Below are 26199 nucleotides of genomic sequence, written 5' to 3' on the forward strand. Positions count from 1 at the left end.
CTGCGGGCCTTCCTCCGACCCAGGCGCGCAGCGCGTTCGCGCCGTCCGGACGGATGGTGACCGCGACGCTGGGGGCACGGTCGACAGCGGGAATGAGGGCGCCGCTCGACAGGGCGACGTCACCGGCGAGGGCGCCGAAGCCGTATCGGACATCCGCGCGTCCAGCGAAGGTGGGCGACCGGTCCTGTGCTCTCCCGGCGCTTCCCCGGAGCGTCGACCCGGGGAGCGACCGCCTGCCTGCGGCGCCGGAGAGCCAGACAACCTCTACTCGGCGCAGGCGAAGCGCGTCCCGTCCCACAGGAAGGTCGTGCGGCCCGGCCCCCTCCGGACCGAGCCGCAATTCCATCCCTCGTCGTTCGCCGAAGCGGCCGGCCGGCCATTCAGCGCGCGAAACCAGAGGTCGTGCGCGTAGATGTCCAGCACCACGACGAACCCGTTCTTCGAGGATGCGAGGACGATCTTCGGGCATCCCATGAGGCCGCACTGGGAGACTTCTTCGTCGCCGCATGGGAGGCCGCCGACGTAGAGGATGAAGTCCGGCACCCCGTCACCGTTCACGTCCTGCCGGTCGATGACGAACGGATCGATCCTCGCCGGCGCGGATCCGCAGGCGGCCTCGACCTCGGCGATGGCCGCGGCCACCGGCGGCGGGAGATCGTCCGCCGCTGCGGCGAGCGGCACGGCGACGAGAAGGGCGGCGACGGCAGGGCGCATGGCGCCAGGATTCGGGCACCCGTCCGCCCTGTCCAGCGCACTAGCTCATCGCGGCATCGGCGGTCGATGCCGCGCGGCCGTCATCCCGCGGGGGCCGCCTCGTGAGGGCCCGTGTCCGAGAGGCGCGACGGACCGGGCGGCGCACATGAGTGCCGGCGCGCCGCCCCTCGCCCGTCCGGCCGATCAGTTCAGCGTCGCGTTGACCGGGCGGCGCTCGGCCCCGACCGTCACGTCGCCGATCATCAGGCCCATCGGCCCGAGGCGGACCGGCACCGTCTCGCCGTCGTGGACCTTGCCGGAGAGCACCAGCTCGGCCAGCGGATCCTGGACGTTCTTCTGGATCACCCGCTTCAGCGGCCGCGCCCCGTAGGCCGGGTCGTAGCCCTTGTCGGCGAGCCAGTTCTTGGCCTCCTCGTCGACCTCCAGGGTGATCTTGCGATCGTCCAAGAGCTTCTGCAGGCGCCCGAGCTGGATCTCGACGATCGCACCCATCTCCGACCGCGCGAGGCGGTGGAACAGGATGATCTCGTCGACCCGGTTCAGGAATTCCGGCCGGAAGTGCCCCCGCACCACGCCCATCACCTCCTCGCGGACCGCGTCGGTGTCCTGGCCCGCGGGCTGGTTCACCAGATACTCGGCCCCGAGATTCGAGGTCATGATCAGCAGCGTGTTGCGGAAGTCGACCGTCCGCCCCTGGCCGTCGGTGAGCCGCCCGTCGTCGAGAACCTGCAGCAGGACGTTGAACACGTCCGGGTGCGCCTTCTCGACCTCGTCGAACAGCACGACCTGGTAAGGCCGGCGCCGCACGGCCTCGGTGAGGGCGCCGCCCTCCTCGTAGCCGACGTAGCCCGGAGGCGCGCCGATCAGCCGGGCGACCGCGTGCTTCTCCATGTACTCGGACATGTCGATGCGCACGAGCGCCGTGTCGTCGTCGAACAGGAAGCCGGCGAGCGCCTTGGTCAGCTCGGTCTTGCCGACGCCGGTCGGGCCCAGGAACATGAACGAGCCGATCGGCCGGTTCGGATCCTGAAGCCCGGCGCGGGCGCGCCGGACCGCGGTCGAGACCGCCTCCACCGCCTCGCGCTGGCCGACGACGCGCTTGGACAGCGCCTCCTCCATGGCCAGGAGCTTCTCCCGCTCGCCCTCCAGCATCTTGTCCACCGGCACGCCGGTCCAGCGGGAGACGACCCCGGCGACGTGGGCGGGCGTGACGGCCTCCTCCATCATCGCGTCGCGGCCGTTCTCCGCCTTCGCCTCGATCTCGGCGAGCTGCTTCTCCAGGCCCGGGATGACCCCGTAGGCGAGCTCGCCCGCGCGCTGGTACTGGCCCTGGCGCTGCGCCGCGGCGAGGTCGTTGCGGGCCTCGTCGAGCTTCTTCTTGAGGCCAGCCGCCGTCCCGAGCTTGTCCTTCTCGGCCTTCCAGCGGGCGGTGATCGCCGCCGAGCGCTCCTCCAGGTCGCCGAGTTCCTTCTCCAGCCGAACCAGCCGGTCGCGGGAGGCGGAATCGGTCTCCTTCTTCAGCGCCTCGCCCTCGATCTTCAGCCGGACGATCTCGCGGTCGATGTTATCGAGCTCCTCGGGCTTCGAATCGACCTGCATGCGCAGGCGCGAGCCGGCCTCGTCCACGAGGTCGATCGCCTTGTCGGGCAGGAACCGATCAGTGATGTAGCGGTTCGACAGCGTCGCGGCCGCGACCAGGGCCGAATCCTGGATGCGCACGCCGTGGTGCTGCTCGTACTTCTCCTTCAGGCCGCGCAGGATCGAGACCGTGTCCTCCACGGTCGGCTCCGACACGAAGACCGGCTGGAAGCGCCGGGCGAGCGCCGCGTCCTTCTCGACGTGCTTGCGGTACTCGTCGAGCGTGGTCGCGCCGACGCAGTGCAACTCGCCGCGGGCGAGCGCGGGCTTCAGGAGATTCGAGGCGTCCATGGCGCCGTCCGCCTTCCCGGCGCCGACCAGCGTGTGCATCTCGTCGATGAACAGGATGATGCCGCCCTCGGCCGCCGTGACCTCGGAGAGCACGCCCTTCAGCCGCTCCTCGAACTCGCCGCGGTACTTCGCGCCGGCGATCAGCGCGCCCATGTCGAGGGCGAGGAGGCTCTTGTCCCGCAGGGACTCCGGCACGTCGCCGTTGACGATGCGCAGGGCCAGACCCTCGACGATCGCGGTCTTGCCGACGCCGGGCTCGCCGATCAGGACGGGATTGTTCTTGGTGCGCCGGGACAGGACCTGGATGGTCCGCCGGATCTCCTCGTCGCGGCCGATCACCGGGTCGAGCTTGCCGTCCCGAGCGGCCTCGGTGAGGTCGCGGGCGTACTTCTTCAGCGCGTCATAGGCGTTCTCGGCCGAGGCGTTGTCGGCGGTGCGGCCCTTGCGCAGGGCGTTGATCGCGGCGTTGAGCGAGGCCGGGGTGACGCCCGCCGCCTGGAGCGCGCGGCCGGCCTCGGAATCCTTCTCCACCGCCAGAGCGAGGAGCAGCCGCTCCACCGTCACGTAGGAGTCGCCCGCCTTCTCGGCGGCCTTCTCGGCGGTGTCGAACAGGCGCATCAGCTCGCGCGTCGCCTGCGGGGCGGCCGCGTTGCCGGAGACCTTCGGCTGCTTGGCGAGCCACTGTTCGGTCTGGGCCAGCGCCACGCGCGACTGGCCGCCCGCGCGGTCGATCAGGCCGGCGCAGAGGCCCTCCGGATCGTCGAGCAGCACCTTGAGCAGGTGGCCCGGCTGAAGCTGGGGATGTCCCTCGCGCATCGCGAGGTTCTGAGCCGCCTGCACGAAGCCGCGGGCGCGCTCGGTGTACTTCTCGAAGTTCATGCACAACCCTCCCGTACCGGCATCCGCCGCCCGATGAGAGGCGCGGCGCCACCGAAACGTCGCCCTCCGGCTATCCGCCGCGCGAGGGCCCCGGCGCCGTGGTGGCCGCCGGTAGACCCGATGTGGTGTTGCAATTGAGCACCACAAGGGGCCGCGAAGCTCTTGCGCGCCGGATCATTTCAGGGCCACGCTCCGCGCATGACCGCATTGATTCATGTCAGCGCCCTGTATCGCTACCCGGTGAAGGGCCTGAGCCCCGAACCCGTCGAGCGAGCGGCGCTCGAGACCAGCGGCCACTTCCCGGGCGACCGGCTCTACGCCATCGAGAACGGTCCGTCGGGCTTCAACGCGGTCGCGCCCCGCCACCAGCCCAAGACCAAGTACCTGATGCTCATGCGCGACGAGGCGCTCGCCCGCCTGCGCACCCGCTACGACGATGCCACGGCGACGCTGACCGTGGAGGGGTACGGCGAACCGCAGGCCTTCCGGCTCGACACCGAGTCCGGCCGCGAGGGGCTCGCGGAGCTGATGCGGCGCTACGTCCCTGAGAGCCTCCGGGGCGAGCCGAAGGTGCTGGCCGCGCCGCCGCAGTACCGGTTCACCGACTCCCCGACCGGCTACGTGTCGCTCATCAACCGGGCGAGCGTGGCCGCGGTCGAGGATTACCTCGGCGCGCCCGTGGACCCGCTGCGCTTCCGCGGCAACCTGCTGGTCGAGGGGCTCGAACCCTTCGCCGAGCTGGAGATGGTCGGGCAGGTGGTCGAGGCGCCGAGCGGGTTGCGGCTCAAGATCACCAAGCGGACCGTGCGCTCCGCCGCCACCAACGTCGACCCGGTCAGTGGCGTGCGCGACTGCGACATCCCCTGGACCCTCGACGCGCGCCTCGGGCACCGCGACCTCGGCGTCTACGCGGAGGTGATCGCCGGCGGGCCGCTGGCGCGGGGCGACGCGCTGCGCGTGGTGGGGTGACGCGCGACGGGTGATCCCAGCGCTGCCGTTGTTGCGAGAGCAGCGAAGAGAGCCAGGCAGCGCCACGCTGACACGCCGCGCGCCGCCCTGGGTCACTTCGCTGCGCTCGTGATGACGGGTGGACGCGGTCCAACGGATGTCGTCTCAGAGCCGCGACACGTAGGCCGCGAGATCCTTGATGTCCGCGTCGCTCAGGCCCTGCGCGACCTCGTTCATGGCGGGGTCGTAGCCGGGCCGGGCGTTCGACTTGTAGCCGGCGAGCGCCTTAGCGAGATACTCCTCCCGCTGCGCGCGGATCCGCGGGATCGCGTCCCGGCCCGCGAGATCCGGCCCGTGGCAGGAATTGCACTGGTGCTTCGCCACCAGCGCCTGCGCGCGCGCCGCCAGGGCCGCGTCGGCCGGCGGCCCGGACCGGGCGGGCGGCGGCAGCGTCGCCACTGCGTCGGCGTAGGCGCGCAGGTCGTCGTCGGAGAATCCGGCAGCGACCTCGTTCATCGGCGGCGCCTCCCGCTGTTTCTCCCGGAACTGGAAGAGCTGCGTGACCACGTAGTCCGGGAGCTGCCCGCCGAGCGAGGGCACGCCCTCCGTCGCCGACGTGCCGGCCCCGTGGCAGCCGATGCAGGGGGCGAGGCGCTCCTGCATCGCCGCGTCCGGGGCGGCGAGCGCCGCGCCCGCCAGCAGCAGCCCGCCGAGGGCGGGGACCAGCCCGCGGGCTGCCCGGGTGGGGCGGCGCATCACCGGCCGTAGCTGACGCGGTAGATCGCGCCGTTGTAGTCGTCGGAGACGAGCAGCGATCCGTCCTTGGCGACCAGCACGTCGACAGGCCGGCCGACATACTTGTTGTCCTGGAGGAAGCCGGTCAGGAACGGCTCCACCGCGGCGGTCTTGCCGTCCGCTCCGGGCCTGGCCACGACCACGTCGCCGCCGAGCTTGGTGGTGCGGTTCCACGACCCGTGCCGGGCGACGAACATCGCGTCGCGGTAGGCCTCCGGGAACTGCGTGCCGGTGTAGAAGCGCAGGCCCAGGGAGGCCGTGTGCGCGCCGAGCAGCGCCGCCGGCGCGGTGAATTCCGAGCAGGTATGGCCCCAGCCGTATTCCGGATCCGTGAACGTGCCCTGGTGGCAGTACGGATAGCCGAAATGCTGCTTGCCCGGCTCCGTGAGCACGTTCAGCTCGTCGTTCGGGATATCCTCCGAAACCCAGTCGCGGCCGTTATCGGTGAACCAGAGCTGCTTGGTCTTCGGGTTCCAGTCGAACCCGACGGTGTTGCGCACACCGCGGGCGATCACCTCGGCGTTCTTGCCGTCGAGGTCCATGCGCCGGATCTGCGCGTGCGTGTCCGGCGGCATCACGATGTTGCCCGGCGCGCCGACCGGGACGTAGAGCTTGTTGTCCGGGCCGATGGCGATGAACTTCCAGCCGTGGGCCTCGTCCTTCGGCAGGTCGTCGTAGACCAGAGTCGGCTTCGCCGCGCCGTCGAGATGGTTGGCGATGTCGTCGTAGCGCCAGATCTTCGAGAGTTCGGCGACGTAGAGCGCGTCGTCATGGTACGCGACGCCGTTCGGCCGGTGCAGGCCCGTCGCGATGGTCTTCACCGCGCGCTTCCCGTCGCCGTCCGCCTTCGGCAGCACCGCGTAGACCTTCCCCACCGTCCGGGTGCCCACGTACAGCGTGCCGTCCGGCGCCTGGGTCATCTCGCGGGCGTTGGCAAGACCGCTGGCGTAGACCTCGACCTTGAAGCCCTCCGGAACCGTCAGCTTGTCGAGCGGCAGCTTGGCGGCCGCGGTCGCCAGCGGCGGCCCCGCCACCGGCGCGAGCTTGGCCGCGGCGCCGCTCTCGGGGCGGCCGTAGAGGGCCGAGCCGCGATCGACCTGGACGCTGGGCGGCGGGGCGGCGGTCGCGGGCGTCTCCTGCGCAGCGACCGGGCCGGATCCCATCAGGCCGAAACCCAGTCCGGCGAGGGCGGCTGCGAGGCTGCGGGTCAGGATCGGCTGGCTGATCGGCGTCATGATGTCTCCCGGTGGCGGCGGCCTCGCGGACCGCCCGCTCGCTCTGCACTCTTTATTCAACGGTCCGCCGGGGAGTGCGACCGGCCCGGGCGGCAGGGAGGCGACACTCCGCGGCCGCCGTAACGTTGGCCGGGATCAGGCACGCCGCCGCGTCCTCCGGGGCCATCTTCGGCTGTCGCGTCGGCTCACCTTGCGTTTTGGGCAATGATCTCCGAAAACGCCCCCCGTCCGGGAAGCTTAGGCTTGGCCGGGGCTGCCGGCCGTCTGCTGGAGCCCGGCCGACGCGGCGTTCCGATCCGGTTCGAGGACACGTATCGATGATCGATTACGCGCAGGCGCGGCGGATGATGGTCGACTGCCAGTTGCGGACCTTCGACGTGAACGACAACACGGTGCTCGACGCGTTCGACACCGTGCCGCGCGAGGCCTTCGTGCCGAAGGGCCGCGAGCCCTTCGCGTATATCGACCAGACCCTGAACCTGGGCGAGGCCGGCGGCGAGACCCGCTGCATGCCGGCCCCGATGGTCGTAGCCCGGATGATCCAGGCCCTGCGGGTCCGGCCGGGCGTCGCCGCCCTCGACGTCGCCACCGGCTACGGCTACGCCGCCGCCGTCATGGCGGAACTCGGCGCGCAGGTGACGGCGCTGGAATCGGTGCCCGATCTCGCCGCGGCGGCGCGCACCCGGCTCGGCGCCTCCGCCCAGGTGATCGAAGGCCCGATCGCCGACGGTGCGCCCAAGCAGGGCCCCTTCGACGTCATCCTGATCAACGGCCGGGTCGAGGTCCGCCCGCAGGCGCTGCTGAACCAGCTCAAGGACGACGGTCGCCTGGTCTGCGTGTTCGGTCCGCACCGCAACGCCAAGGTCACGCTCTTCGTGCGCGCCGGCGACGCGTTCGGCGCTCGGCCGCTGTTCGACGCGTCGCTGCCCGGTCTCGAGGCCTTCGCGGCGGAGGCGGGCTTCGCGTTCTGACAGCGCGCGCCGGATCGCGTCCGCCCCCGTGGGCGCGGGCAGATCCGTGACGGCGCGGCAGGCCCCGATCAGCCGAGCCTGTAATCGCCCAGCCGGGCCCGGCGGGCGCTCCGGCGATAGGCCATCACCGAGTCGGGCCAGAGGGTGTTGTTGCGCCCGGTCGCGTCGAGGTACCAGCTGCGGCAACCGCCGGCCTGCCAGATGCTGTCGGCCATGCGGCTGTGGATCCGGTCCACGAACCGGGCCTGGGCCTCCGGCCGGACCTCGATGGTCTGCCTCCCGCGGCGCAGCGCCTTCAGGCAGTCGAGGACGTGCTGCACCTGGATCTCGATCATCGAGATGACCGAGTTGTGGCCCAGCCCGGTATTGGGCCCGAGCAGCATGAAGAAATTGGGGAATCCCGCGACCGTGATGCCCTGGTAGGCGCCCACGCCGCCGGACCAGGCCTCGGTCAGGCTCCGGCCGTCGCGGCCGACGAGGTGCATCCGCGCGAAAGTCGCGGCCACGTCGAAGCCCGTGGCGTAGACGATCACGTCGAGGTCGTGATGCTGCCCGGCCTCGGTGGTCACGCCGGTCTCGGTGATCCGGGCGATGCCGTCCGTCTCCAGGGTGACGTTCGGACGCTGGAGCGCGGGGTAGTACTCGTCGGAGATCAGCACCCGCTTGCAGCCGAGGCGGTAATTCGGCGTCAGCTTCGCCCGCAGGGCCTTGTCGGGGACCGCCTTGGCGAGATGGTGCCGCGCCAGGGACTCGGCTTGGCCGGTGAGCTTCGAGACCTTGGTGAAGCCGAGCAGCGCCCGCACCTCGTGCAGCCAGAACAGCCGCGCCCGCTCGAGCCGCCGGCTGAGCGGCAGGCGCCGGTAGCGCTCCCGGGCCCGCTCCGTGATGGCGTGGTCGTTCTTGGGCATGATCCAGGGCGGGGTGCGCTGGAACAGCGTCAGGTGCGACGCGACGGCGGCGAGTTCCGGCACCACCTGGATCGCGCTGGCGCCGGTGCCGATCACCCCGACCCGCTTGCCGGCCAGCACCGCGGAGTGGTCCCAGGCCGCCGTGTGGAAGGCGGGGCCGGCGAACGCGTCGCGGCCGGGGATGTCCGGGTAGGCCGGATGGTGGAGCCCGCCCATGCCCGCGACGATCGCGCGCGCCGTGATCGGTCCCCGGTCGGTCTCCACGTGCCACAGGGCGCGCGCCGCGTCCCAGGCGGCCCCGGTAAAGGTCGTCCCGAGCTGGATCAGGGGCGTCAGGCCGTTCCGCTCGGCGGTGTCCCGGAGATAGGCCAGGATCTCCGGCTGCGGCGCGTACATCCGGCTCCAGTCGGCCTTCGGCGCGAAGGACAGCGAGTAGAGGTGCGAGGGGACGTCGCAGGCCGCCCCCGGGTAGGTGTTGTCGTGCCACGTGCCGCCGATGCCGTCGGCCTTCTCGATCACCCGCAGCGGGCCGATTCCCGCCTGCCGGCAGCGGATCGCCATCGCGAGCCCCGAGAATCCGGCGCCGACGATCAGGACGGCCAGGGTCTCGTCCGCGGGCTCGGTCATCGCAGGGTGCTCCCGGACGGGGTGTGCGGCGCGTGCGCCGTCAGGAAGGCCGCGGCCTCGTCGAGGGAGGTCCGCGCCTCCGGCAGCATGCTGGCGGCGAACTGCCAGGCGTGGGACACGACCGGGAACAGCTTGAGCTCCGTCTCGACGCCGGCCCTGCGGGCCCGCTCCGCCATGCGCACGGAATCGTCACGCAGGACCTCGCGGGCGCCGACATGGAACAGCAGCGGCGGGAAGCCGGTCGGGTCGCCGTAGAGCGGTGAGACCCGCGGATCGGCCGGATCGGCGGCGCCCAGATACATCGGCCGGATCGCCGCGAGCGCCTGCGGGTCGAACATGGCGTCGCGCCACGCATTGGTCACCCGCGATCCGTCCTCGGACATGAAGTCCGTGGCCGGCGAGAACAGGGCCGCCGCCCAGGGCATCGGCAGGCCGCGGGCGCGGGCCTCGCCCATCAGCACGAGGGCGAGATTGCCGCCGGCCGACTCGCCCGCCACGCAGGCGGCCCCCTCGGCGCTGAACGCCGCCCAGACGGCGGTCACGTCGTCGACCGCCGCGGGGAACGGGTGCTCGGGGGCGAGGCGGTACTCGGGCGCGAAGATCGTGAAGCCCCGGTTCGCCAGCGCGCCGGTGACGGGACGGTGCGTCCGCGGCGAGCAGGCGATGAAGCCGCCGCCGTGAATGTAGAGCATCCGCCGGCCGGGGCCCGCTTTCGGCCGAACCCACTCGCCCTTCACGCCACCGACGATGCCCGGCTCGTAGGTGACGCCCTTGGGGTCGGGGAAGGTCGGTGCCTCGAAGATCCGGCGGAACGCGGCCGCGTCCCGCGCCCGGGACAGGGGGCCGCGGACCCGGCTGCGGACCATGTAGGCCCCGAGATACGCGCGCAGGCTCGCCATCTCAGAGCGTCCCGCCGGACAGGCGCACGATCGTCTTCCAGTAGCCCACCGGCATCAGCCGCTGGATCAGCGCGGCGTTCTTCGCGTCCTTGCCGATGACGATCCGGGGCGCCCGGGCCTCGATGCCGCGGATGATGGCGGCGGCCGCGTCGGCGGGCGCCAGGGTCAGGAGCTTGCCGAACGCCTCCCGCGCCTCCTCGTCCTCTACGGCCGCGCGCTTCGCAGCCTCCGGATCACTCGGCGGCCGCCGGCCGCGGGCGTTGCGGGAGATGGCGGTGGCGACGCCGCCCGGGTGGACCACCGTCACCCCGAGGCCGGTGCCGGCGTACTCGTGCCGCAGCGCCTCCGAGAAGCCGCGCACGCCGAACTTGCTGGTGCAGTAGGCGACTTGGCCCGGCGGCGCGATCAGACCGAACAGGCTCGATAGGTTGACGATCTGCGCCGCCGGCCGGGCGCGGAGCATCGGCAGGAAGGCGTGGCACATCCGCACGACGGCGCGCAGGTTGATGTCGAGAAGCCACTCGAAATCGTCGAGATGCGTCTCGTCGAACCGGCCGCCGAGGGCGACGCCGGCATTGTTGATGAGGAGGTCGAGATGCCCGGACCGCTCCGCGACCCAGGCGGGCAGCGCGCGGATCCCCTCGGCATCCGTGAGGTCGAGGACGCGCGTCTCCACCGTGACGCCGCGGATCTTCGCGGCGACGGCCGCGAGGCCGGTCTCGTCTCGGTCCACCAGGAGAAGGGTGCAGCCCTTCGCGGCGAGGCCCTCGGCCAGCGCCGCGCCGATGCCGCTCGCCGCCCCGGTGATCAGGGCCACCGCGCCCGCGAGTTGGAACCGCTGTGCCAAACCGCGCCCCCCGTGCCGCCGATCTGGATCGGATCGTCGACGGGGGATAGGCCCCGCCGGCCGGATTGTCTAGGGTGAACACCCTAGACGGGGACGGGATCATGTCGCGGGGCGAGGGTCGGAGGGTCGAGCGCGAGTGGGAGGTCGGCCCTGAGCCCGGTCCTGCGGCCGCGTCGCCCGACACGCGCACCCGGATCCTCGCCGTGAGCCTCGCGCTGTTCAATGCCCGCGGCCTCGGCCACGTCACGACGGCGGAGATCGCGGCCGCGGCGGGGATCCGCGAGGGCAATCTGCAGTACCATTTCCCGCGCAAGCGCGGCCTCGTCGAAGCCCTGTTCGCGGCCTTCGAGACCGAGGCCGTGGCGGTGGCGGGCCGGATGCCCGCCGATCCCGCGGCGCCGGAGGCGCTGCTCGCCTACCAGAGGGCGTGGTTCGACCTGATGTGGCGCTACCGCTGCGTCTACCGCGACGGTATCGCCATGGTGGAGATCGCGCCGGCCCTGCGCGCCCGGGTGCACGCGCTGCGGGCCGAGACCCAGGCGCTGGCCCGCGCCGTGTTCGAGGCGGCCGTGCGGGCGGGGCGGCTGCGCGTTTCCCCGGACGCGCTCGGGCGACTCATCGACAACGCCTGGATCGTGTCGAGCCACTGGATGAGCCACCGTCTCCAGGGCGGCACCGCCCTGACGGAAGCGGATCGGGACTGGGGCTTCGCGCAGGTCCGCGACCTCTTCGCGCCCTATCTCGCGCCCGAGAGCCCTACTTGACGGCCACTGGCCCGATCCTTCCATGCGCTCCGGCCAAGCTCGGACCCGAAGGACGCGATGCTCGACCGCCTGACCCATGCCGGCCTCAGCCTGCTCGTGCTGCTCGCGGTCGCGTTCCTGTTCTCGACCAACCGGCGGGCGATCAGTCCCCGCGTGGTCCTCACGGGACTGGCTTTGCAGGTCGGCCTCGGCGCGCTGGTCCTGTTCCTGCCCGCCGGGCAGGCCGCGCTGCGCGCCGCCGCCGACGCGGTCGTGACCGTGCTGTCCTACGGCGACCGCGGCACGGCCTTCCTGTTCGGCGGCCTCGTCGAGCCGAAGATGTTCGAGCTGTTCGGCGGCTCAGGCTTCATCCTGGCGCTGCGGGTCCTGCCGCAGATCCTCTACGTCTCCGCGCTGATCGGCGTGCTCTACCACCTCGGCGTGATGCAGGTGCTCGCCCGCGGGCTCGGCGCCGTGCTCCGGCGGATCCTCGGCACCTCGCCGATCGAGTCGTTCTCGGCGGTGATCACGATCGCCATCGGCCAGAGCGAGATCGCCGTCGCCCTGCGCCCGTTCCTCGCCCTGCTGACCGGCGCCGAGCTGTTCGCCGTCATGTCGAGCGGCGCCGCGTCGACGGCGGGCTCGATCCTGGCCGGCTACGCGGCGCTCGGCGTGCCCATGACCTACCTGCTCGCGGCCTCCGTGATGGCGATCCCGGGGGGCCTCGTCTACGCCAAGATCCTGATGCCCTCGACGGAGCCGACCCGGATCGCCACCACCCGGGTGGAGTTCGGCGAGACACGGGCGGCCAACATCATCGAGGCGGCGGCCGACGGCACTCAGAAGGGGCTCGCGGTGGCGGTCTCGGTGGGGGCCATGCTGATCGCCTTCGTCGGGCTGATCGCGCTGGCGGACGGCCTGTTCGGCACCCTCGGCGGCTGGATCGGCTACCCGTCCGCCTCGTTCGAGGGCGTGCTCGGCTGGGCGCTCGCCCCGCTGGCGTGGCTGCTCGGCGTGCCCTGGGACCAGGCGACCCTGGTCGGCGGGGCGATCGGCCAGAAGCTCGCCTTCAACGAGTTCCTGGCCTACGCCAACCTGTCGCCGGTCCTGAAAGCCGGAACCCTCGAGCCGCGGGCGCAGGCCATCGTCTGCTTCGCCCTGTGCGGCTTCGCGAATCTCGCGTCGATCGCGATCCAGCTCGCGAGCTTCTCCAGCCTCGTCCCGGAGCGGCGCTCGGAGGTCGCCCGGTACGGCCTGCGGGCCATCCTCGCGGGGACGCTGTCGAACCTCACGAGCGCGGCGATCGCGGGGCTGTTCGTGGCGTGACGGGTCAGGCCGCCTTGCGCGCCGCGAGCAGCAGCGCGTTCGGGCGGGTCCGCTTCGGCACCGGCAGGACGCGGTCGAGGACGGCGCCGACGCCGTACGCGAAGGCGAGCGCCGCCGCCCAGGACCACGTCCGCCGGAAGAAGCGGTCGCGGCAGCGGACGGGGCTGACCTTGGCCATCCAGTGGATCAGCGAATCGTGCCGGTCCATGCCGATGGCGTGGACGGCCTCGGGCGTGCAGCCGAGCGTCCCGGCCAGCGCCTCCAGGGCTCTGGGCGTCCACCACGTCAGGTGGTGGGGCGGCGCGTTGATGACGAAATTCGGGACCGTGGTGTTGGGCGAGGGCCAGAGCGGCGTGCCGATCAGGACCACGCCGCCCGGCTTGACGCAGGCCGCGAGCGCCCGGGCGAAACCCAGCGGGTCCGCCACGTGCTCGATCACCTGGAACGCGCAGGCGACGTCGTAGACCGGCCCGACGCGCGCCGCGTGCGCCTCCACGGTCTCGTCGAGGATCGCGCCGGTCGGGTCCTCGGCGGAGAAGTTCGGATCGAGCCCGGTATAGGTGGCGTCCGGCACGTAGGCGCGGAACCCGCCGTGGCCGCAGCCGACATCGAGCACCCGGGCTCCGGACGGGACGTGCGCGGCGGCCTGGCGGAATTCCAGGCGCTCCGTCTCTGGGCCGGCGAGCTTATCGTGCGCGGCGATCCGGCCGTAAAACGCCCGATAGAAGGCCGCGTCGCCGGCCACCGGCGGATCGAAGAAGATCAGTCCCGTAGGAGATTCCCAGAGCCGGAACGTGCCGGCGGGGCGGAGCAGCGGCCCCACATCGACGCGGCCGGAATAGTGCCAGAGGAGCGTCAGGAAGCCGGCGTCCAGGCGCTCGACGCAGCGCAGAGCGGGGGCACCGGTGATCGGGCAGGGGGGGATCGACCGATCGGCCGTGTGCGCGCTGTCCGCCAAACTGGTCCTCGCTCGCTCCGCAGGCCCGGCTGGTCCGGGGCGCCGCAGCGGCACAGGTTTGGTGCGGCCCGTCAAGCCGAGGCGCGGTTCGTGTCGAGCGCGCAAAGAAAAAGGCGCCGCTTCGGATGAAGCAGCGCCCGGAAACGTCAGAACGACGTCTTAGTGGAAGGTGTCGATCTCAGCGGACTCGTAGCTGGTGACTTCCATGCCGACGCAGATCTCGGAGACGACGGGGGCGGACCAAGCCATGATTTCCTCCAGGTAAATTGATGCGATGGATACAGAGGCCACGAAGGCCGGAGCGAACCGCGCTCCGGACCGCGCGCGACTTAGTTGAACGTGTCGATCTCGGCGGACTCGTAGCTGGTGACTTCCATGCCGACGCAAATCTCGGACACGATCGGGGCAGACCAAGCCATGGCGTTTCTCCTCGCTGTTGCTGCGATCCATATAGGCAATATCTTGGACGCAATACAAGCGAGCACAACACTTATATTTCTCATAGGGAGCCTGGCCGTGGGCGGCGCGGGGTCGTTCCGTGGCCGCGCGGCCACCCGCCGGAGCCCTGTTCGGCATCGGCTGCGGATGGGCGCGGTTTCGGCTTGACGGGCCCCGCGCCCGGGCGCACGACGCACCCGCGCGATGGTGTCCTCGACGGTGTCGCGCTCCCATTCCAGCAGCGACCCGCGAAGCGACGTGCCCGACCGATCGTGCCTGCCGTGCCCGGCCCCGTGCCGTCGTTCCGCCTGAGCCGCTGAGAGGCCCGGCCGCGGGGCGACCGACGCGGCGGCCGGCCACGGCCCAGACCCAGGATGACCGGCGCCGCGTCGCCTCGTAACCCACGAGGCGAGGCCATGAACGAGATCGCCCCCTTCGATACGCGCGTCGATCCCTCCGTGCTGGCCGCCCGCCTGTCGGACGAGCGGGCGCCCGACATCGTCGAGGCCCTGAACGACGAGGCACCCGAGGTCGCCGCCGCCATCCTGCTCGGCCTGCCGCTGGAGCGGGCGATCGAGGTGCTGGACCAGCCGGAACTCGACTGCGCCGCCGACATCATCGAGATGCTGCCGCGGGACCGGGTCGCGGGCTACCTGTCGGGCATGTCGGCCGACCGGGTCACGGACGTGTTCCGCGAGATCGAGGAGCCGGGCCGCTCCGACCTGCGTGCCCGCCTCGACGCGGAGACCCGCGGCGCTGTCGATCGCCTGTCGGCCTACGGCGAGGAGACCGTGGGCTCGCTGATGACCACCGAGTTCGTCACCGTGCCGGGGACCTGGACGGTGGGCCAGACGCTGGAGCACATCCGCCACGTCGAGAAGACCCGGGAGACGATCTACGCGATCTTCGTGCTCGACCCGCGCACCCGCGCGCTCACCAAGGCGGTGCCCCTGCGGCGCCTGATCTCGGGGGACCCGGGCGACAACGTGCTCAGCGTCGCGCCGGGACGCCGGCCGCTCGCGGTCTCGCCCACGGCGAGCCGCGAGGAGGCGGCCCGGCTCATCTCCAAGTACGACCTCCTGGCGCTGCCGGTCGTCGACGCGGTCGGCCACGTGATCGGCATCGTCACCGTCGACGACATGATCGACGCGATGATCGAGAAGCAGACGCAGGACGTGCAGCGCTTCGGCGGCATGGAGGCGCTGCCCGAGCCCTACATGGATATCGGCTTCTTTACGATGATCCGGAAGCGGGCCGGCTGGCTGTGCGCGCTGTTCCTGTCGGAGATGCTCACCGCCTCGGCCATGCAGGGCTTCGAGGGCGAACTGGAGAAGGCGATCGTCCTGACCCTGTTCATCCCGCTCATCATGAGCTCCGGCGGCAATTCCGGCTCGCAGGCGACCTCGCTGCTGATCCGGGCGTTGGCGCTCCACCAGATCCGCCTGCGCGACTGGTGGCGGGTGGCGCTGCGCGAATTGCCGACCGGGATCTTCCTCGGCGCGATCCTCGGCGTGATCGCGGTGATCCGGATCGTCGCGTGGCAGAAGCTCGGCCTCTACGATTACGGCGCGCACTGGCCGCTGGTCGCCGCCACGGTCGGCGCGGCGCTGGTCGGGATCGTGACCTTCGGATCGCTCGCCGGCTCGATGCTGCCGTTCCTGCTCCAGCGGATCGGCTTCGATCCGGCCACCGCCTCGGCGCCCTTCGTGGCGACGCTGGTCGATGTCACCGGCCTCGTCATCTACTTCTCGGTGGCGCTGCTCATCCTGCGCGGGACGCTGCTGTAGGAAGGCCTCCGCGCATCATCCCGTAACCGCCTCGGCCAGCCGCTTCCTCTGGACCTTGCCGTTCGCCGTACGCGGCAGGGCGTCGAGGAAGCGGATCTCCCGCGGGCGCTTGTAGGCGGCGAGCCGCTCGGCGCACCACGCGAGCAGGGCCTCCGCGTCGGGCTCGGCGCCCGCCTGCAGCACCACGAAGCCGCAGATGACCGAGACGTCCGCCCGCACCGGCAGCTCGGCGACGCCCACTTCCGCCACGGACGGGTGGGTCGACAGCACCGCCTCCACCTCGTTCGGCGAGACCCGGTAGCCCATCGCCTTCATCAGGTCGTTGTTGCGGCCCTCGAACCAGAGGTAGCCGTCGGCGTCGAGGCGGGCGAGATCGCCGCCGACGAACCAGTCGCCGCGCATGACCTCCGCCTCTTCCTCCGGCCGGTTCCAGTAGCCGAGCATCAGCGCCGGCTCGGTCCGGTGGACGGCGAGGAGCCCGCTCTCTCCGGCCGGGAGCGGCACGGGCTCGCCCGCCACGGGCAGGATCGCCACCCGCCGGCCCGGCTGCGGCTTGCCGGGCGAGCCGGGGCGCACCGGGATGGTCGGGCCGCTGGAGATGTAGGTCGAGATCTCGCTCATCCCCAGCGCCTCGTAGAGGGGCTTGCCGGTGGCCTGCCGCCAAGCCTCCAGCAGCTCCACCGCGAGGGGCTCGCCGGCCGTGCAGCCGTGGCGGAGGCTCGACAGGTCGTGGGCGCCGAGGTCGCCGTACTTGAGGATCTGGCGGTAGAGCGTCGGGACGGCGGCGAACAGGGTCGCGCCGTACGCCGCGATCAGGCGCGGCCAGACCCCGGGATCGCGCGGGCCGTTGTAGAGCACCGCGGTCGCGCCCACCGACCAGGGATCGCTCAGGCCGACGCCGAGCGTGTAGGTCCAGTTCATGGTGCCGGCGTGGAGCATCACGTCGGATTCGGTGAGCCCGAGCCAGTGGTCGAGCATCGGGCGGCGCCCGTAGGCGGCGCGGTGCGCGTGCAGCACGCCCTTCGGCCGGCTGGTCGTGCCGGACGTGTAGATCAGCATCGCCGGGTCGTCGGCGGCGGTGTCGGCGTAGTCGGGCAGGGGCGGGCCAGCCTTCAGGGCAGAGACCGCGGCGGCGTCGAGCAGGAGGCGCCCGCCCAGGCCCTCGGGCGCGACCGTGCAGCCGCTTCCGATCACCACGGCGGCGGCCCCGGAATTGTCCATGAGGAACGCCGCCTCGCTCTCGGTGAGCTGCGGCGAGGACGGCAGCGCCACGAGGCCGGCCGCCAGGGCGCCGAAGTAGACGAGGACGTAGTCGGCCTCGTTGCCCATCCGGATCATCACCCGGTCGCCGGGCCTCAGGCCGAGGCCGAGGAGACCCGCCGCGATGCCGCGCACCGCCCGCTCGACTTCGCCGAAGCTGAGGCGGTCCGCGGTGCCGTCGCCGACCATCACCAGGGCGGTCTTGTCGGGACGCAGGCGCGCGTTCTCGGCGAGGCAGTACCGCGCCGCGTTGAAGCGGGCCGGCGGACGGCGGTCATCGTGCTGGCTGTCGGACACCGGGCGCTCCCCGCGGGCGGCTTTTCGCCGGGTGTCCCGCCTGGGCGCGCCTGCGTCAACTGGGGCCGTCGCCCCGCCGGCGAGCGCGGCCTCCGGGCAGTCTGGCCCTCAGGTCCGCCGCTGCGCCTGGCCCTCCTGCTCCTCGAAGCCCTTGAGCATCTTGTCGAGGGTCATCGGGTAGTCGCGGACCCGGATCCCGGTGGCGTTGTAGATCGCGTTGGCGAGCGAGGCGCCGGCGCCGCAGATGCCGAGCTCGCCGAGCCCCTTGCTCTTCAGCGGGTTCGCCTTGTCGTCGAGCTCCGGCAGGAACACCGCGTCGATCTCCGGGAGGTCGGCGTGCACCGGCACGTGGTACTCGGCCATGTCGTGGTTGACGAAGTAGCTGTAGCGCGGATCGACCACGGCATCCTCCATCAGCGCCGCGCCGACGCCGAAGGTCATGCCGCCGATCGCTTGGCTGCGCGCGGTCTTGGCGTTGAGGATGCGGCCGCCGGTGAAGACGCCGAGCATCCGCCGCAGCCGGATCTCCCCGGTATCGACGTCCACGCCGACCTCGGCGAAGTGCGCCCCGTACGAGTACTGCGAGAATTTCTGCTTCATCTCCCCGGGCTTGATCTCGCCGGAGGCCTCCAGCCCGGACTTGGCGATATCGGTGAGCGACTCGGTGCGGTTGCCGGACGTGACCGCGCCGTCGCGGAAGGTGGCGCCGTCGGGGTTGAGGTCGCCGGCCTTGAGCAGGGCCTGCCGGAGGTTGTCGCAGGCGACGTAGAGCGCCGAGCCCGCCGAGCCTGCGCCGAAGGATCCCCCCGAGCCGGCCGCGAACGGGAAGTCGGTGTCGCCCATCTCGACCCGTACGCGCTCGGGCGGCAGCCCCAGCATCTCGCCGGCGATCTGGGTGAGGATCGTGTAGGTGCCGGTGCCGGGATCGGTCATCGCCATCCGCACCACCAGCACGCCGTCCGGCCCGAGGCGGACCTTCGCGGCGGACGGCATCAGCGGGTTGAGGCGCGCGGCCGCCGACATGCCCATGCCGACGAGCCAGTTGCCCTCACGCCGGGAGCCCGCGGCCTGCCGCTTGTCCCAGCCGAACAGGCGCGCGCCCTCGCGCATGCAGGGCACCAGCTTGCGGGTCGAGAACGGGACTTTCTTCTCGGGATCCTCGGCCGGCTCGTTGCGCACCCGGAGCTCGATCGGGTCGATCTTCAGCTGCTCGGCGAGCTCGTCCATGGCGCACTCGAAGGCGAGCTGGCCCACGGCCTCCCCGGGGGCGCGCATCGCCGAGGCGATCGGCATGTTGAGGTTGACCAGCCGGTGGCGCGTCACGCGGTTCTGCGCGGCGTAGAGCGACCGGGTGACGTTGGCCGAGGTCTCAAAGAACCCGTCGCCCTCGGCGGTGTCGGACCAGGATTCGTGGCTGATCGCGGAGAGACGGCCGTCGCGGTCGGCGCCGAGGCGGATCCGCTGGATCGTGTCAGTCCGGTGGGTCGCGACGTGGAACTCCTGCTGCCGGGTGAGCGCGACCTTCACGGGACGCTGGATCACCTTCGAGGCCAGGATCGCGAGCGTCGCCTCCGGCTGGACCTGCAGCTTCGCGCCGAATCCGCCGCCGATATAGGGGCTGACGATGCGCACCTTCTCGGGGGGGAGCTTGAGCACCGAGCCGAGGGATTTCTGGCCCCGGTTCGGCATCTGGTTGGCCGTGTAGAGCACGACCCCGTCGCCCTCCCAGGACGCGATGGTGGCGTGCGGCTCCATCTGCGCGTGGATCTGGTTCGGTGTGACATACTCCACGTCGAGCTTGACCGGTGCGGCCGCGAAGGCGGCGTCGAAGTCGCCGAGCTTGGAATCCGGCGGCGAGTTGACCGGCTTCGGCTCGTAGGCCGCCGCCAGGCTGTCCTTGAGCAGCCCCTTGGGCTTGGCCGCGTCGTACCGGACCTTGACCAGCATCGCGGCGGCGCGCGCCTGCTCGAAGGTCTCGGCGACCACGAAGGCGACCGGCTGCCCGTAGAACCGGACCTCCGTCCCCTGGAGCTGTGGCCAGACCTGCTCCTTCTTCTCGCCCTGCTCGGGCACGTTCTCGTGGGTCATCACCAGGATCGCGCCGGGCGCCCTGCGGGCGGCCTCCGCGTCGATCGACCGGATCGTGCCGGAAGCGATCGCCGCCGGCACGATGAAGCCGTAGGCGGGGTTCTCGAGGGCCCGGGTCTCGTACGCGTAGGGCGCGTGACCCGTGACCTTGAGCTTGCCTTCGACCCGGTTCAGCGGCTTGCCGACGAGCCCGTCGGGCCGGTCGTCGAGGGGCGTCCGGCCGATCGGCTGGTTCATCTCCATGGGAACGGTCCTTGCCAGGATCTACGCGCGGGTCGCCTGCGCCACGACGGCCCGAAGGGTCCGGCGCGTCAGCGGGATCTTGAAGTCGTTGCTGCCGTAGCCGCGGGCGCCCTTGAGCACCGCGTCGGCGGCAGCGTCGGCTGAGCCGGTCTGCACCAGCGCCGTCTCGGCCTCGGCCACCCGCCAGGGCTTGTGCGCCAGGCCGCCGAAGGCGAGCCGCGCGGCCTGAGGCTTGCCGCCTTCGGCGCCAGCGATCACGGCGGCCACCGACACGGTCGCGAAGGCGTAGGACGCCCGGTCGCGGACCTTCCGGTAGATGTGGGTGCCGGCCACCGGCCTCGGCAGCGTCACGGCCGTGATGATCTCGCCTTTGCGCAGCTCAGTCTCGACCTGCGGCGTGTCGCCGGGCAGCCGGTGGAAGTCGGCGATCGGGATGCTGCGCGCCTGCCCGTCCGGGTTGACGGTCTCCACCGTCGCGTCGAGGGCCCGCATGGCGACGTTCATGTCGGACGGGTTGGTGGCAATGCAGGCCTCGCTCGCGCCGACCACTGCCATGATGCGATTGAACCCGCCGATCGCCGAGCAGCCCGAGCCGGGCTCACGCTTATTGCAGGGCATGGCCGTGTCGTAGAAATAGTAGCACCGCGTCCGCTGGAGCAGGTTGCCGGCCGTCGTCGCCTTGTTGCGCAACTGGCCCGAGGCGCCGGCGAGCAGCGCCTTCGCCAGCACGGCGTAGTCCTTCCGGACCCGCGGGTCGGCGGCGAGGTCGGCGTTGCGGACGAGCGCGCCGATGCGCAGGCCGCCATCCTGCGTGGCCTCGACCGTGTCGAGCGGCAGCCGGTTGACGTCGATCAACGTGGCCGGGGTCTCGATCTGGAGCTTCATCAGGTCAAGGAGGTTGGTGCCGCCAGCGATGAACTTGGCGTTCGGCCGCTCGGCCGCGAGCTTCGCGGCGTCCTGCACGGTGGCGGGGCGCTCGTAGGCAAAGGCCTTCATCTGCGCCTCCTCAGAGTTTGGTGGCGGCGGCGTCGCGAATCGCCGCGACGATGTTCGGGTAGGCGCTGCAGCGGCAGATGTTGCCGCTCATCCGCTCGCGAATCTCGGCGTCGCTGAGTGTCGGAGTCGCCGCGACGTCCTCGGTAACGTGGCTCGGCCAGCCGGCCTTGGCCTCGCTCAGCATGCCGACCGACGAGCAGATCTGGCCCGGCGTACAGTAGCCGCACTGGAAGCCGTCATGCTCCAGGAACGCCGCCTGCATCGGGTGGAGCTTGTCCCCGTCCGCCAAGCCCTCGATCGTGGTGATCGGGTCGCCCTCGTGCATCGCCGCGAGCGTCAGGCAGGAATTGATCCGCCGGCCGTCGACCAGGACCGTGCAGGCCCCGCACTGGCCGTGATCGCAGCCCTTCTTGGTGCCGGTGAGCGCGAGGTGCTCGCGCAGGGCGTCGAGGAGCGTCGTGCGGGTGTCGAGGACGAGATCGTGCGGTTGGCCATTGATGGTGAGCCGCACCGGCATGGTCTGCGGAGCCGGATCGCCCGGCGCCGCCGCGGACATGGCGGGACTGGTCCGGAACCCGAGGGCGCCGAGTGCCCCGGCCACCGCACAGCCCTCCACCACGGCCCGCCGCGTCAGCGCGAGCGGCTTCGTCGGAGTCGCGTCTGTCATGCTGCCATCCAGCCCGTGCGCCGCGCGTGGGACGCCGCGCGCAGCTTGGAATCTGGTGCGCCAACGTCCGGCCGGCTGGATTAGATCCTGTCCAGACTGCGCCCGTTCAGCGCGGCTCCGCCGCTACGGGCGCTGGACCCAGGTCGTGACCCGATCGCTCCGTCCTGCTTCGCAGCGCTCGCGAGAACGGGGACACCTTGGAACGCGTCCCGCTGCGAGCGTTTGGGTTGATCGGACCACGACACCGGAGTCTCGCCTCATGGCTATCCCGACCCTGCCGCTCAACGATGGCCGACACATCCCGCAGATCGGCTACGGCTGCTGGCAGCTCTCGGACGCCCAGGCTCCGGATCTCGTCGGACAGGCCCTCCGCGCCGGCTATCGTCTGATCGACACGGCCGCGGCGTACGGCAACGAGGCGGGCGTCGGGCGCGGCATCCGGGACGCGGGGATCCCCCGCGAGGAGATCTTCCTCACCACGAAGCTCTGGAACGACCGCCAGGGCCGCGACGAGGCGCGGCGCGCCTTCGACGAGAGCCTGCGGCAACTCGGTCTCCCCTATGTCGACCTGTACCTGATCCACTGGCCGTGCCCGCAGCGTCGCCTGTTCGTCGAGACCTGGAAGACGCTGATCGAGCTCCGGAAGGAGGGCCGCGCGAAGTCCATCGGCGTGTCGAACTTCTCGCCCGAGCATCTCGCCACGCTGATCGGCGAGACCGACGTGGCCCCGGTCGTCAACCAAATCGAGCTGCACCCCTATTTCCAGCGCAAAGAACCGCGCGCGGAGGACGCCCGTCACGGGATCGTGACCGAGTCGTGGAGCCCGCTGGGCCGGGGCAAGGAGCTGAACGACCCGGTCATCCTCGCAATCGCGGAAGCGCACGGGAAGACGCCCGCCCAGGTGGTGCTCCGCTGGCAGATCCAGATCGGATGCGTAGCGATCCCCAAGACCGCCACCCCGCGGCGCATCGCCGAGAACATCGCGCTGTTCGATTTTGAGCTCGGCGCGGACGAGATGGCGCGGATCGCCGGCCTCGACCGGGCCGACGGCCGGATCGGACCTGACCCGGCGACCTTCTGCTGAGCGCTCGAGCCTTCGGCGGCGCAGCGTAACATCGCACTGCAAAAGATTTATGCTCACAGCTAGCATATCTGGACAGGCGCGTCCGGCCCCCATAAGTTAGACGGCACAATGCTCAAACTGAGCATAATGGAGGACGCCATGACGGCGACCGTTGCACCCGTCTCCCGCACGACGATCCCGGGCCTGCCCCTTCCGGATCTGTACGCACGCGTCAGCCGGCACGTCCCCGCGATCGAGTGGCCGGCGCTCGCACCCGACATCGAGGCGATCCTGCGCCTGAAGCGGGAGCGCAACGCCGTGATCCTGGCGCACAACTACCAGGCGCCCGAGATCTTCCACACGGTGGCCGACATCGTGGGCGACAGCCTCGCGCTGGCCCGCGAGGCAGTGAACGTGAACGCCGACGTGATCGTGCTGGCGGGCGTCCACTTCATGGCCGAGACGGCCAAGCTCCTGAACCCGAGCAAGACCGTGCTCATCCCCGACATGGGCGCCGGCTGCTCGCTGGCCGATTCGATCACCGCCGCAGACGTGCGCGGCCTGCGCGCCAAGTACCCGGGCGTGCCGATCGTGACCTACGTGAACACCTCGGCGGCCGTGAAAGCCGAGTCCGACCTGTGCTGCACCTCCGGCAACGCCGTCGCGGTGGTCAGGTCGCTGAACGCCCCCCGCGTCCTCATGATCCCCGACGAGTTCCTCGCGCAGAACGTCCAGGCCGAGATCCCGGAGGTCGAGATCCTGACCTGGGCCGGCCACTGCGAGGTGCACGAGCGCTTCACCCCGGCCGACATCCGCGACGTCCGCGACAGCTATCCCGGGGTGACCGTGATCGCGCATCCGGAATGCCCGCCGGACGTGGTGGCCGAATCGGACTTCTCGGGCTCCACCGCGATGATGATGGACTTCGTCGTCGAGAAGCGGCCGAAGCAGGTGGTGCTCGTCACCGAGTGCTCCATGGCGGACAACATCGCGGCGCAGAACCCGGACATCGAGTTCATCAAGCCCTGCAACATGTGCCCGCACATGAAGCGGATGAGCCTGCGCAACATCCGGCGGTCGCTCGAGACGATGACCCACGAGGTTACGGTCGACCCGGCGCTCGCCGACCGCGCCCGGGCCTCGGTCGAGCGCATGCTCGAGGTGCGCACACGATGAACGCGATCTCCCCGAACAGCGCCGACCGCGTCGTCGTGGTCGGCAGCGGCGTCGCGGGCCTCAGCGTCGCGCTGCGCCTCGCGCCCCGCCCGGTGACGCTGGTCACGGCCTCGGCCCTCGGCCTCGGCACCGCCACCGGCTGGGCCCAGGGCGGCATCGCGGCCGCGGTCGGCGCCGACGACGCGGCGGCGCTCCACGCCGCCGACACGGAGGCCGCCGGCGCCGGGCTCACCGAGCCCGACGTGGCGCTCCGGGTCGCCGAGGAGGGCCCCGCGCTGATCGACTGGCTCGTGCGGATCGGCGTCCCGTTCGACCGCACCGACGACGGCGCGCTGGCCCTCGGGCTCGAGGCGGCCCACGGCCGCCGCCGCATCGTCCGCTCCGGCGGCGACGCCACCGGCGCCCGCGTCCTCGAAGGGCTCGTCCGGGCCGTGCTGTCGGCGCCGTCCGTGGAGGTCGTCACGGCGCGGGCCTGCGACCTGCTCCGGGACACGCGCGGGGCGGTGGCCGGCATCGTCGCCGAGCGCGACGGCGCGCTGTTCCGCATCCCGGCCCGCGCGGTGGTGCTCGCCACCGGCGGTGTCGGCGCCCTCTACGCGGCGACCACCAACCCGCCGGGCGCCGTCGGCCGCGGGCTGGCGCTCGCCGCCCGGGCCGGCGCGGTGATGCGCGACATGGAGTTCGTGCAGTTCCACCCGACCGCCATCGCTGCCGGCGCCGACCCGATGCCGCTCGCCACCGAGGCCCTGCGCGGCGAGGGCGCCTGCCTCATCGACGAGACCGGCGCCGCCGTGATGGCCGGCATCGCGGGCGGCGACCTCGCGCCCCGCGACGTGGTCGCCCGCGGCATCTTCCAGGCGCTGCAGCGGGGCCGCACAGTCTATCTCGACGCCCGCGGCGCGCTCGGCGCTGCGATGCCGACGCGCTTCCCGACCGTGGCGGGGCTCTGCGCCGCCGCCGGCATCGACCCCGCCGTGCAGCCGATCCCGGTCCGCCCGGCGGCGCACTACCACATGGGCGGCGTGAAGGTGGACGCGTACGGCGCCACCTCGGTGCCGGGCCTCTACGCCTGCGGCGAGGTCTCCTCCACGGGGCTGCACGGCGCCAACCGGCTCGCCAGCAACTCCCTGCTCGAGGGCCTCGCCTACGCGCGCTTCATCGCCGACGGGCTCGACGCGCCGGCGCCCGCCGCGATCGTGCCCGAGGCCGTGTCTGTCCGTGCCGCCGGCGACCTGCCGGCGATCCGCGCGCTGATGGAGCGCAGGGTCGGCGTCGTGCGCGACGCCGCCGGCCTCGAGGAAGCCGTCGCCGTCCTCGAGGCGGGGGCTGAGACCTGCGACGCCGCCCTCGTGGCGCTGCTCATCGCCCGCGGCGCGCTCGCCCGCCGGGAGAGCCGCGGCGCTCACTGGCGCAGCGACTTCCCCCATCTCGCCGCGGCCGCGCACACCGAGGCCGCGCTGGCCGACCCGATCGCCGCGACCCCGTCCGCCGAGGAGGCGCTGACGCCATGACCCAGTCGGTTCTCTCCGATGAGATCCTCCCCCTGCCGCGGCTCCTCGTGGAGCCCGTGGTGCGCGCCGCCCTGCTGGAGGATCTCGGCCGGGCCGGCGACATCACCACCGACGCCATCGTCCCCCCGGGCGAGCGGATGCGCGGCGTGATCGCCTCCCGGCAGGACGGCGTCATCTCGGGCACCGACGCCGCCGCCATCGCCTTCGCGCTGGTGGACCCGGCCGTCAGCGTGACGGTCGAGCGCGGCGACGGCGCCCGCGTGGCGCCGGGCGACGTGGTGCTGCGCCTCGAGGGGCCGGCGCGGGCGATCCTGACGGCCGAGCGCGTGGCGCTGAACCTGCTCTGCCGGATGTCGGGCGTGGCCACCGCCACCCACGGCCTCGTCGAAGCGGCGCGCCCGCACGGGAAGGCGTCGATCGTCTGCACCCGCAAGACCACGCCGGGCCTGCGCGCCCTGGAGAAGCACGCGGTCCGGGCCGGCGGCGGCTCGAACCACCGCTTCGGCCTCGACGACGCGGTGCTGATCAAGGACAACCACGTGGCGGTGGCCGGCGGCATCGTCCCGGCGATCGAGCGCGCCCGGTCCCGGGCCGGCCACTTGGTGAAGATCGAGTGCGAGGTCGACAGCCTGGAGCAGCTGGAGGAGGCCCTGTCGGTCGGGATCGACGCGGTGCTCCTCGACAATATGGGGCCCGACCTGCTCCGCCGCGCCGTGGCGATGATCGACGGGCGCGCCCTGTCCGAGGCGTCGGGCCGGATCACCCGCGAGACGGTCGGGGCCGTCGCGGCCTCGGGGGTCGACCTGATCTCCTGCGGCTGGATCACCCATTCGGCGGCGATCATCGACCTGGGGCTCGACGCCGCCTGATCGGCGGGCCCCGCGCGCCGCCGGC

The 26199-nt window shown here is 71.8% G+C and carries 23 protein-coding genes; 9 read left to right on the forward strand and 14 right to left on the reverse strand.

Annotated features, from left to right (window positions below; all coding sequences use genetic code 11):
* Positions 1–264: 264 nt before the first annotated feature.
* Positions 265–714, reverse strand: coding sequence for a hypothetical protein (locus tag ASG32_RS25110; protein ID WP_056531781.1), 450 nt, complete (start codon positions 712–714; stop codon positions 265–267).
* A 183-nt stretch (positions 715–897) separates the two neighbouring features.
* The gene (gene clpB, locus ASG32_RS25115) at positions 898–3522 is read right to left on the reverse strand and encodes an ATP-dependent chaperone ClpB (RefSeq protein ID WP_056531783.1); all 2625 of its coding nucleotides are present in this window, start codon (positions 3520–3522) and stop codon (positions 898–900) included.
* Positions 3523–3720: 198 nt separating this feature from the next.
* Between clpB and ASG32_RS25120 the strand changes: the two genes are divergently transcribed.
* Entirely contained in the window at positions 3721–4491 is a 771-nt protein-coding gene (locus ASG32_RS25120) for an MOSC N-terminal beta barrel domain-containing protein (RefSeq protein ID WP_056531785.1), read from the forward strand.
* 144 nt (positions 4492–4635) lie between these two features.
* Here ASG32_RS25120 and ASG32_RS25125 read toward each other — a convergent pair whose 3' ends face one another.
* Positions 4636–5226 (reverse strand): c-type cytochrome, encoded by a 591-nt coding sequence (locus ASG32_RS25125; RefSeq protein WP_056531787.1) that lies wholly within the window; start codon positions 5224–5226, stop codon positions 4636–4638.
* Positions 5226–6500, reverse strand: coding sequence for a PQQ-dependent sugar dehydrogenase (locus tag ASG32_RS25130; RefSeq protein WP_199866159.1), 1275 nt, complete (start codon positions 6498–6500; stop codon positions 5226–5228). Before ASG32_RS25130 ends, ASG32_RS25125 begins: the two co-directional genes overlap by 1 nt.
* 317 nt (positions 6501–6817) lie before the next feature.
* Between ASG32_RS25130 and ASG32_RS25135 the strand changes: the two genes are divergently transcribed.
* Positions 6818–7471, forward strand: coding sequence for a protein-L-isoaspartate O-methyltransferase (locus ASG32_RS25135; RefSeq protein WP_056531789.1), 654 nt, complete (start codon positions 6818–6820; stop codon positions 7469–7471).
* Between the two features lie 68 nt (positions 7472–7539).
* On the opposite strand, the gene ASG32_RS25140 is transcribed toward ASG32_RS25135, so the two are convergent.
* The 3 genes from ASG32_RS25140 to ASG32_RS25150 are packed head-to-tail and all read right to left on the reverse strand — an operon-like array spanning position 7540 to position 10752.
* The gene (locus ASG32_RS25140; RefSeq protein WP_056531791.1) at positions 7540–9006 is read right to left on the reverse strand and encodes an NAD(P)/FAD-dependent oxidoreductase; all 1467 of its coding nucleotides are present in this window, start codon (positions 9004–9006) and stop codon (positions 7540–7542) included.
* Positions 9003–9905 (reverse strand): alpha/beta hydrolase, encoded by a 903-nt coding sequence (locus tag ASG32_RS25145; RefSeq protein WP_056531793.1) that lies wholly within the window; start codon positions 9903–9905, stop codon positions 9003–9005. The genes ASG32_RS25140 and ASG32_RS25145 overlap by 4 nt, the downstream gene beginning before the upstream one ends.
* A gap of 1 nt (position 9906) precedes the next feature.
* Positions 9907–10752, reverse strand: a complete 846-nt coding sequence (locus ASG32_RS25150; protein ID WP_056531794.1) for an SDR family oxidoreductase — start codon at positions 10750–10752, stop codon at positions 9907–9909.
* A gap of 74 nt (positions 10753–10826) precedes the next feature.
* Here ASG32_RS25150 and ASG32_RS25155 point away from each other — a divergent pair, with 74 nt between their 5' ends.
* Positions 10827–11516, forward strand: coding sequence for a TetR/AcrR family transcriptional regulator (locus tag ASG32_RS25155; RefSeq protein WP_234082083.1), 690 nt, complete (start codon positions 10827–10829; stop codon positions 11514–11516).
* A 57-nt stretch (positions 11517–11573) separates the two neighbouring features.
* Positions 11574–12821, forward strand: coding sequence for a nucleoside transporter C-terminal domain-containing protein (locus ASG32_RS25160; RefSeq protein ID WP_020090599.1), 1248 nt, complete (start codon positions 11574–11576; stop codon positions 12819–12821).
* Positions 12822–12825: 4 nt separating this feature from the next.
* Here ASG32_RS25160 and ASG32_RS25165 read toward each other — a convergent pair whose 3' ends face one another.
* The 3 genes from ASG32_RS25165 to pqqA (ASG32_RS25175) form a co-directional block, all read right to left on the reverse strand.
* Positions 12826–13779, reverse strand: coding sequence for a class I SAM-dependent methyltransferase (locus tag ASG32_RS25165; protein WP_020090598.1), 954 nt, complete (start codon positions 13777–13779; stop codon positions 12826–12828).
* Between the two features lie 159 nt (positions 13780–13938).
* Positions 13939–14028, reverse strand: coding sequence for a pyrroloquinoline quinone precursor peptide PqqA (pqqA, locus tag ASG32_RS25170; RefSeq protein WP_020090597.1), 90 nt, complete (start codon positions 14026–14028; stop codon positions 13939–13941).
* An 80-nt stretch (positions 14029–14108) separates the two neighbouring features.
* A complete protein-coding gene (gene pqqA / locus ASG32_RS25175; protein ID WP_007559223.1) occupies positions 14109–14198 on the reverse strand; it encodes a pyrroloquinoline quinone precursor peptide PqqA in 90 nt (29 codons plus the stop codon).
* A 435-nt stretch (positions 14199–14633) separates the two neighbouring features.
* Here pqqA (ASG32_RS25175) and mgtE point away from each other — a divergent pair, with 435 nt between their 5' ends.
* Positions 14634–16004: a magnesium transporter gene (gene mgtE / locus ASG32_RS25180; RefSeq protein WP_020090596.1), complete on the forward strand. Its 1371-nt coding sequence runs from the start codon at positions 14634–14636 to the stop codon at positions 16002–16004.
* Positions 16005–16019: 15 nt separating this feature from the next.
* Here mgtE and ASG32_RS25185 read toward each other — a convergent pair whose 3' ends face one another.
* From ASG32_RS25185 to paoA, 4 genes are all read right to left on the reverse strand, one after another.
* Positions 16020–17561, reverse strand: a complete 1542-nt coding sequence (locus ASG32_RS25185; RefSeq protein WP_056531796.1) for an AMP-binding protein — start codon at positions 17559–17561, stop codon at positions 16020–16022.
* Positions 17562–17669: 108 nt separating this feature from the next.
* The gene (locus ASG32_RS25190) at positions 17670–19892 is read right to left on the reverse strand and encodes a xanthine dehydrogenase family protein molybdopterin-binding subunit (RefSeq protein WP_056531798.1); all 2223 of its coding nucleotides are present in this window, start codon (positions 19890–19892) and stop codon (positions 17670–17672) included.
* A gap of 21 nt (positions 19893–19913) precedes the next feature.
* Positions 19914–20888 carry a xanthine dehydrogenase family protein subunit M gene (locus ASG32_RS25195; RefSeq protein WP_056531800.1) on the reverse strand — a complete coding sequence of 325 codons (975 nt, stop codon included), beginning with the start codon at positions 20886–20888 and terminating at the stop codon, positions 19914–19916.
* A gap of 10 nt (positions 20889–20898) precedes the next feature.
* Positions 20899–21555 carry an aldehyde dehydrogenase iron-sulfur subunit PaoA gene (paoA, locus tag ASG32_RS25200; protein WP_056531802.1) on the reverse strand — a complete coding sequence of 219 codons (657 nt, stop codon included), beginning with the start codon at positions 21553–21555 and terminating at the stop codon, positions 20899–20901.
* A gap of 259 nt (positions 21556–21814) precedes the next feature.
* Between paoA and ASG32_RS25205 the strand changes: the two genes are divergently transcribed.
* The 4 genes from ASG32_RS25205 to nadC all read left to right on the forward strand — a co-directional run bounded on the left by ASG32_RS25205 (position 21815) and on the right by nadC (position 26174).
* Complete coding sequence (locus ASG32_RS25205) at positions 21815–22639, forward strand: aldo/keto reductase (RefSeq protein WP_056531804.1); 825 nt, start codon at positions 21815–21817, stop codon at positions 22637–22639.
* A 138-nt stretch (positions 22640–22777) separates the two neighbouring features.
* The gene (gene nadA / locus ASG32_RS25210) at positions 22778–23794 is read left to right on the forward strand and encodes a quinolinate synthase NadA (protein WP_056532082.1); all 1017 of its coding nucleotides are present in this window, start codon (positions 22778–22780) and stop codon (positions 23792–23794) included.
* Complete coding sequence (locus ASG32_RS25215) at positions 23791–25305, forward strand: L-aspartate oxidase (protein WP_056531806.1); 1515 nt, start codon at positions 23791–23793, stop codon at positions 25303–25305. Before nadA ends, ASG32_RS25215 begins: the two co-directional genes overlap by 4 nt.
* On the forward strand, positions 25302–26174 hold the full coding sequence (gene nadC, locus ASG32_RS25220; protein WP_042671249.1) for a carboxylating nicotinate-nucleotide diphosphorylase: 873 nt from the start codon (positions 25302–25304) through the stop codon (positions 26172–26174). The genes ASG32_RS25215 and nadC overlap by 4 nt, the downstream gene beginning before the upstream one ends.
* Positions 26175–26199: the final 25 nt, after the last annotated feature.

Source organism: Methylobacterium sp. Leaf361, from assembly GCF_001424445.1.
Lineage (GTDB): Bacteria > Pseudomonadota > Alphaproteobacteria > Rhizobiales > Beijerinckiaceae > Methylobacterium.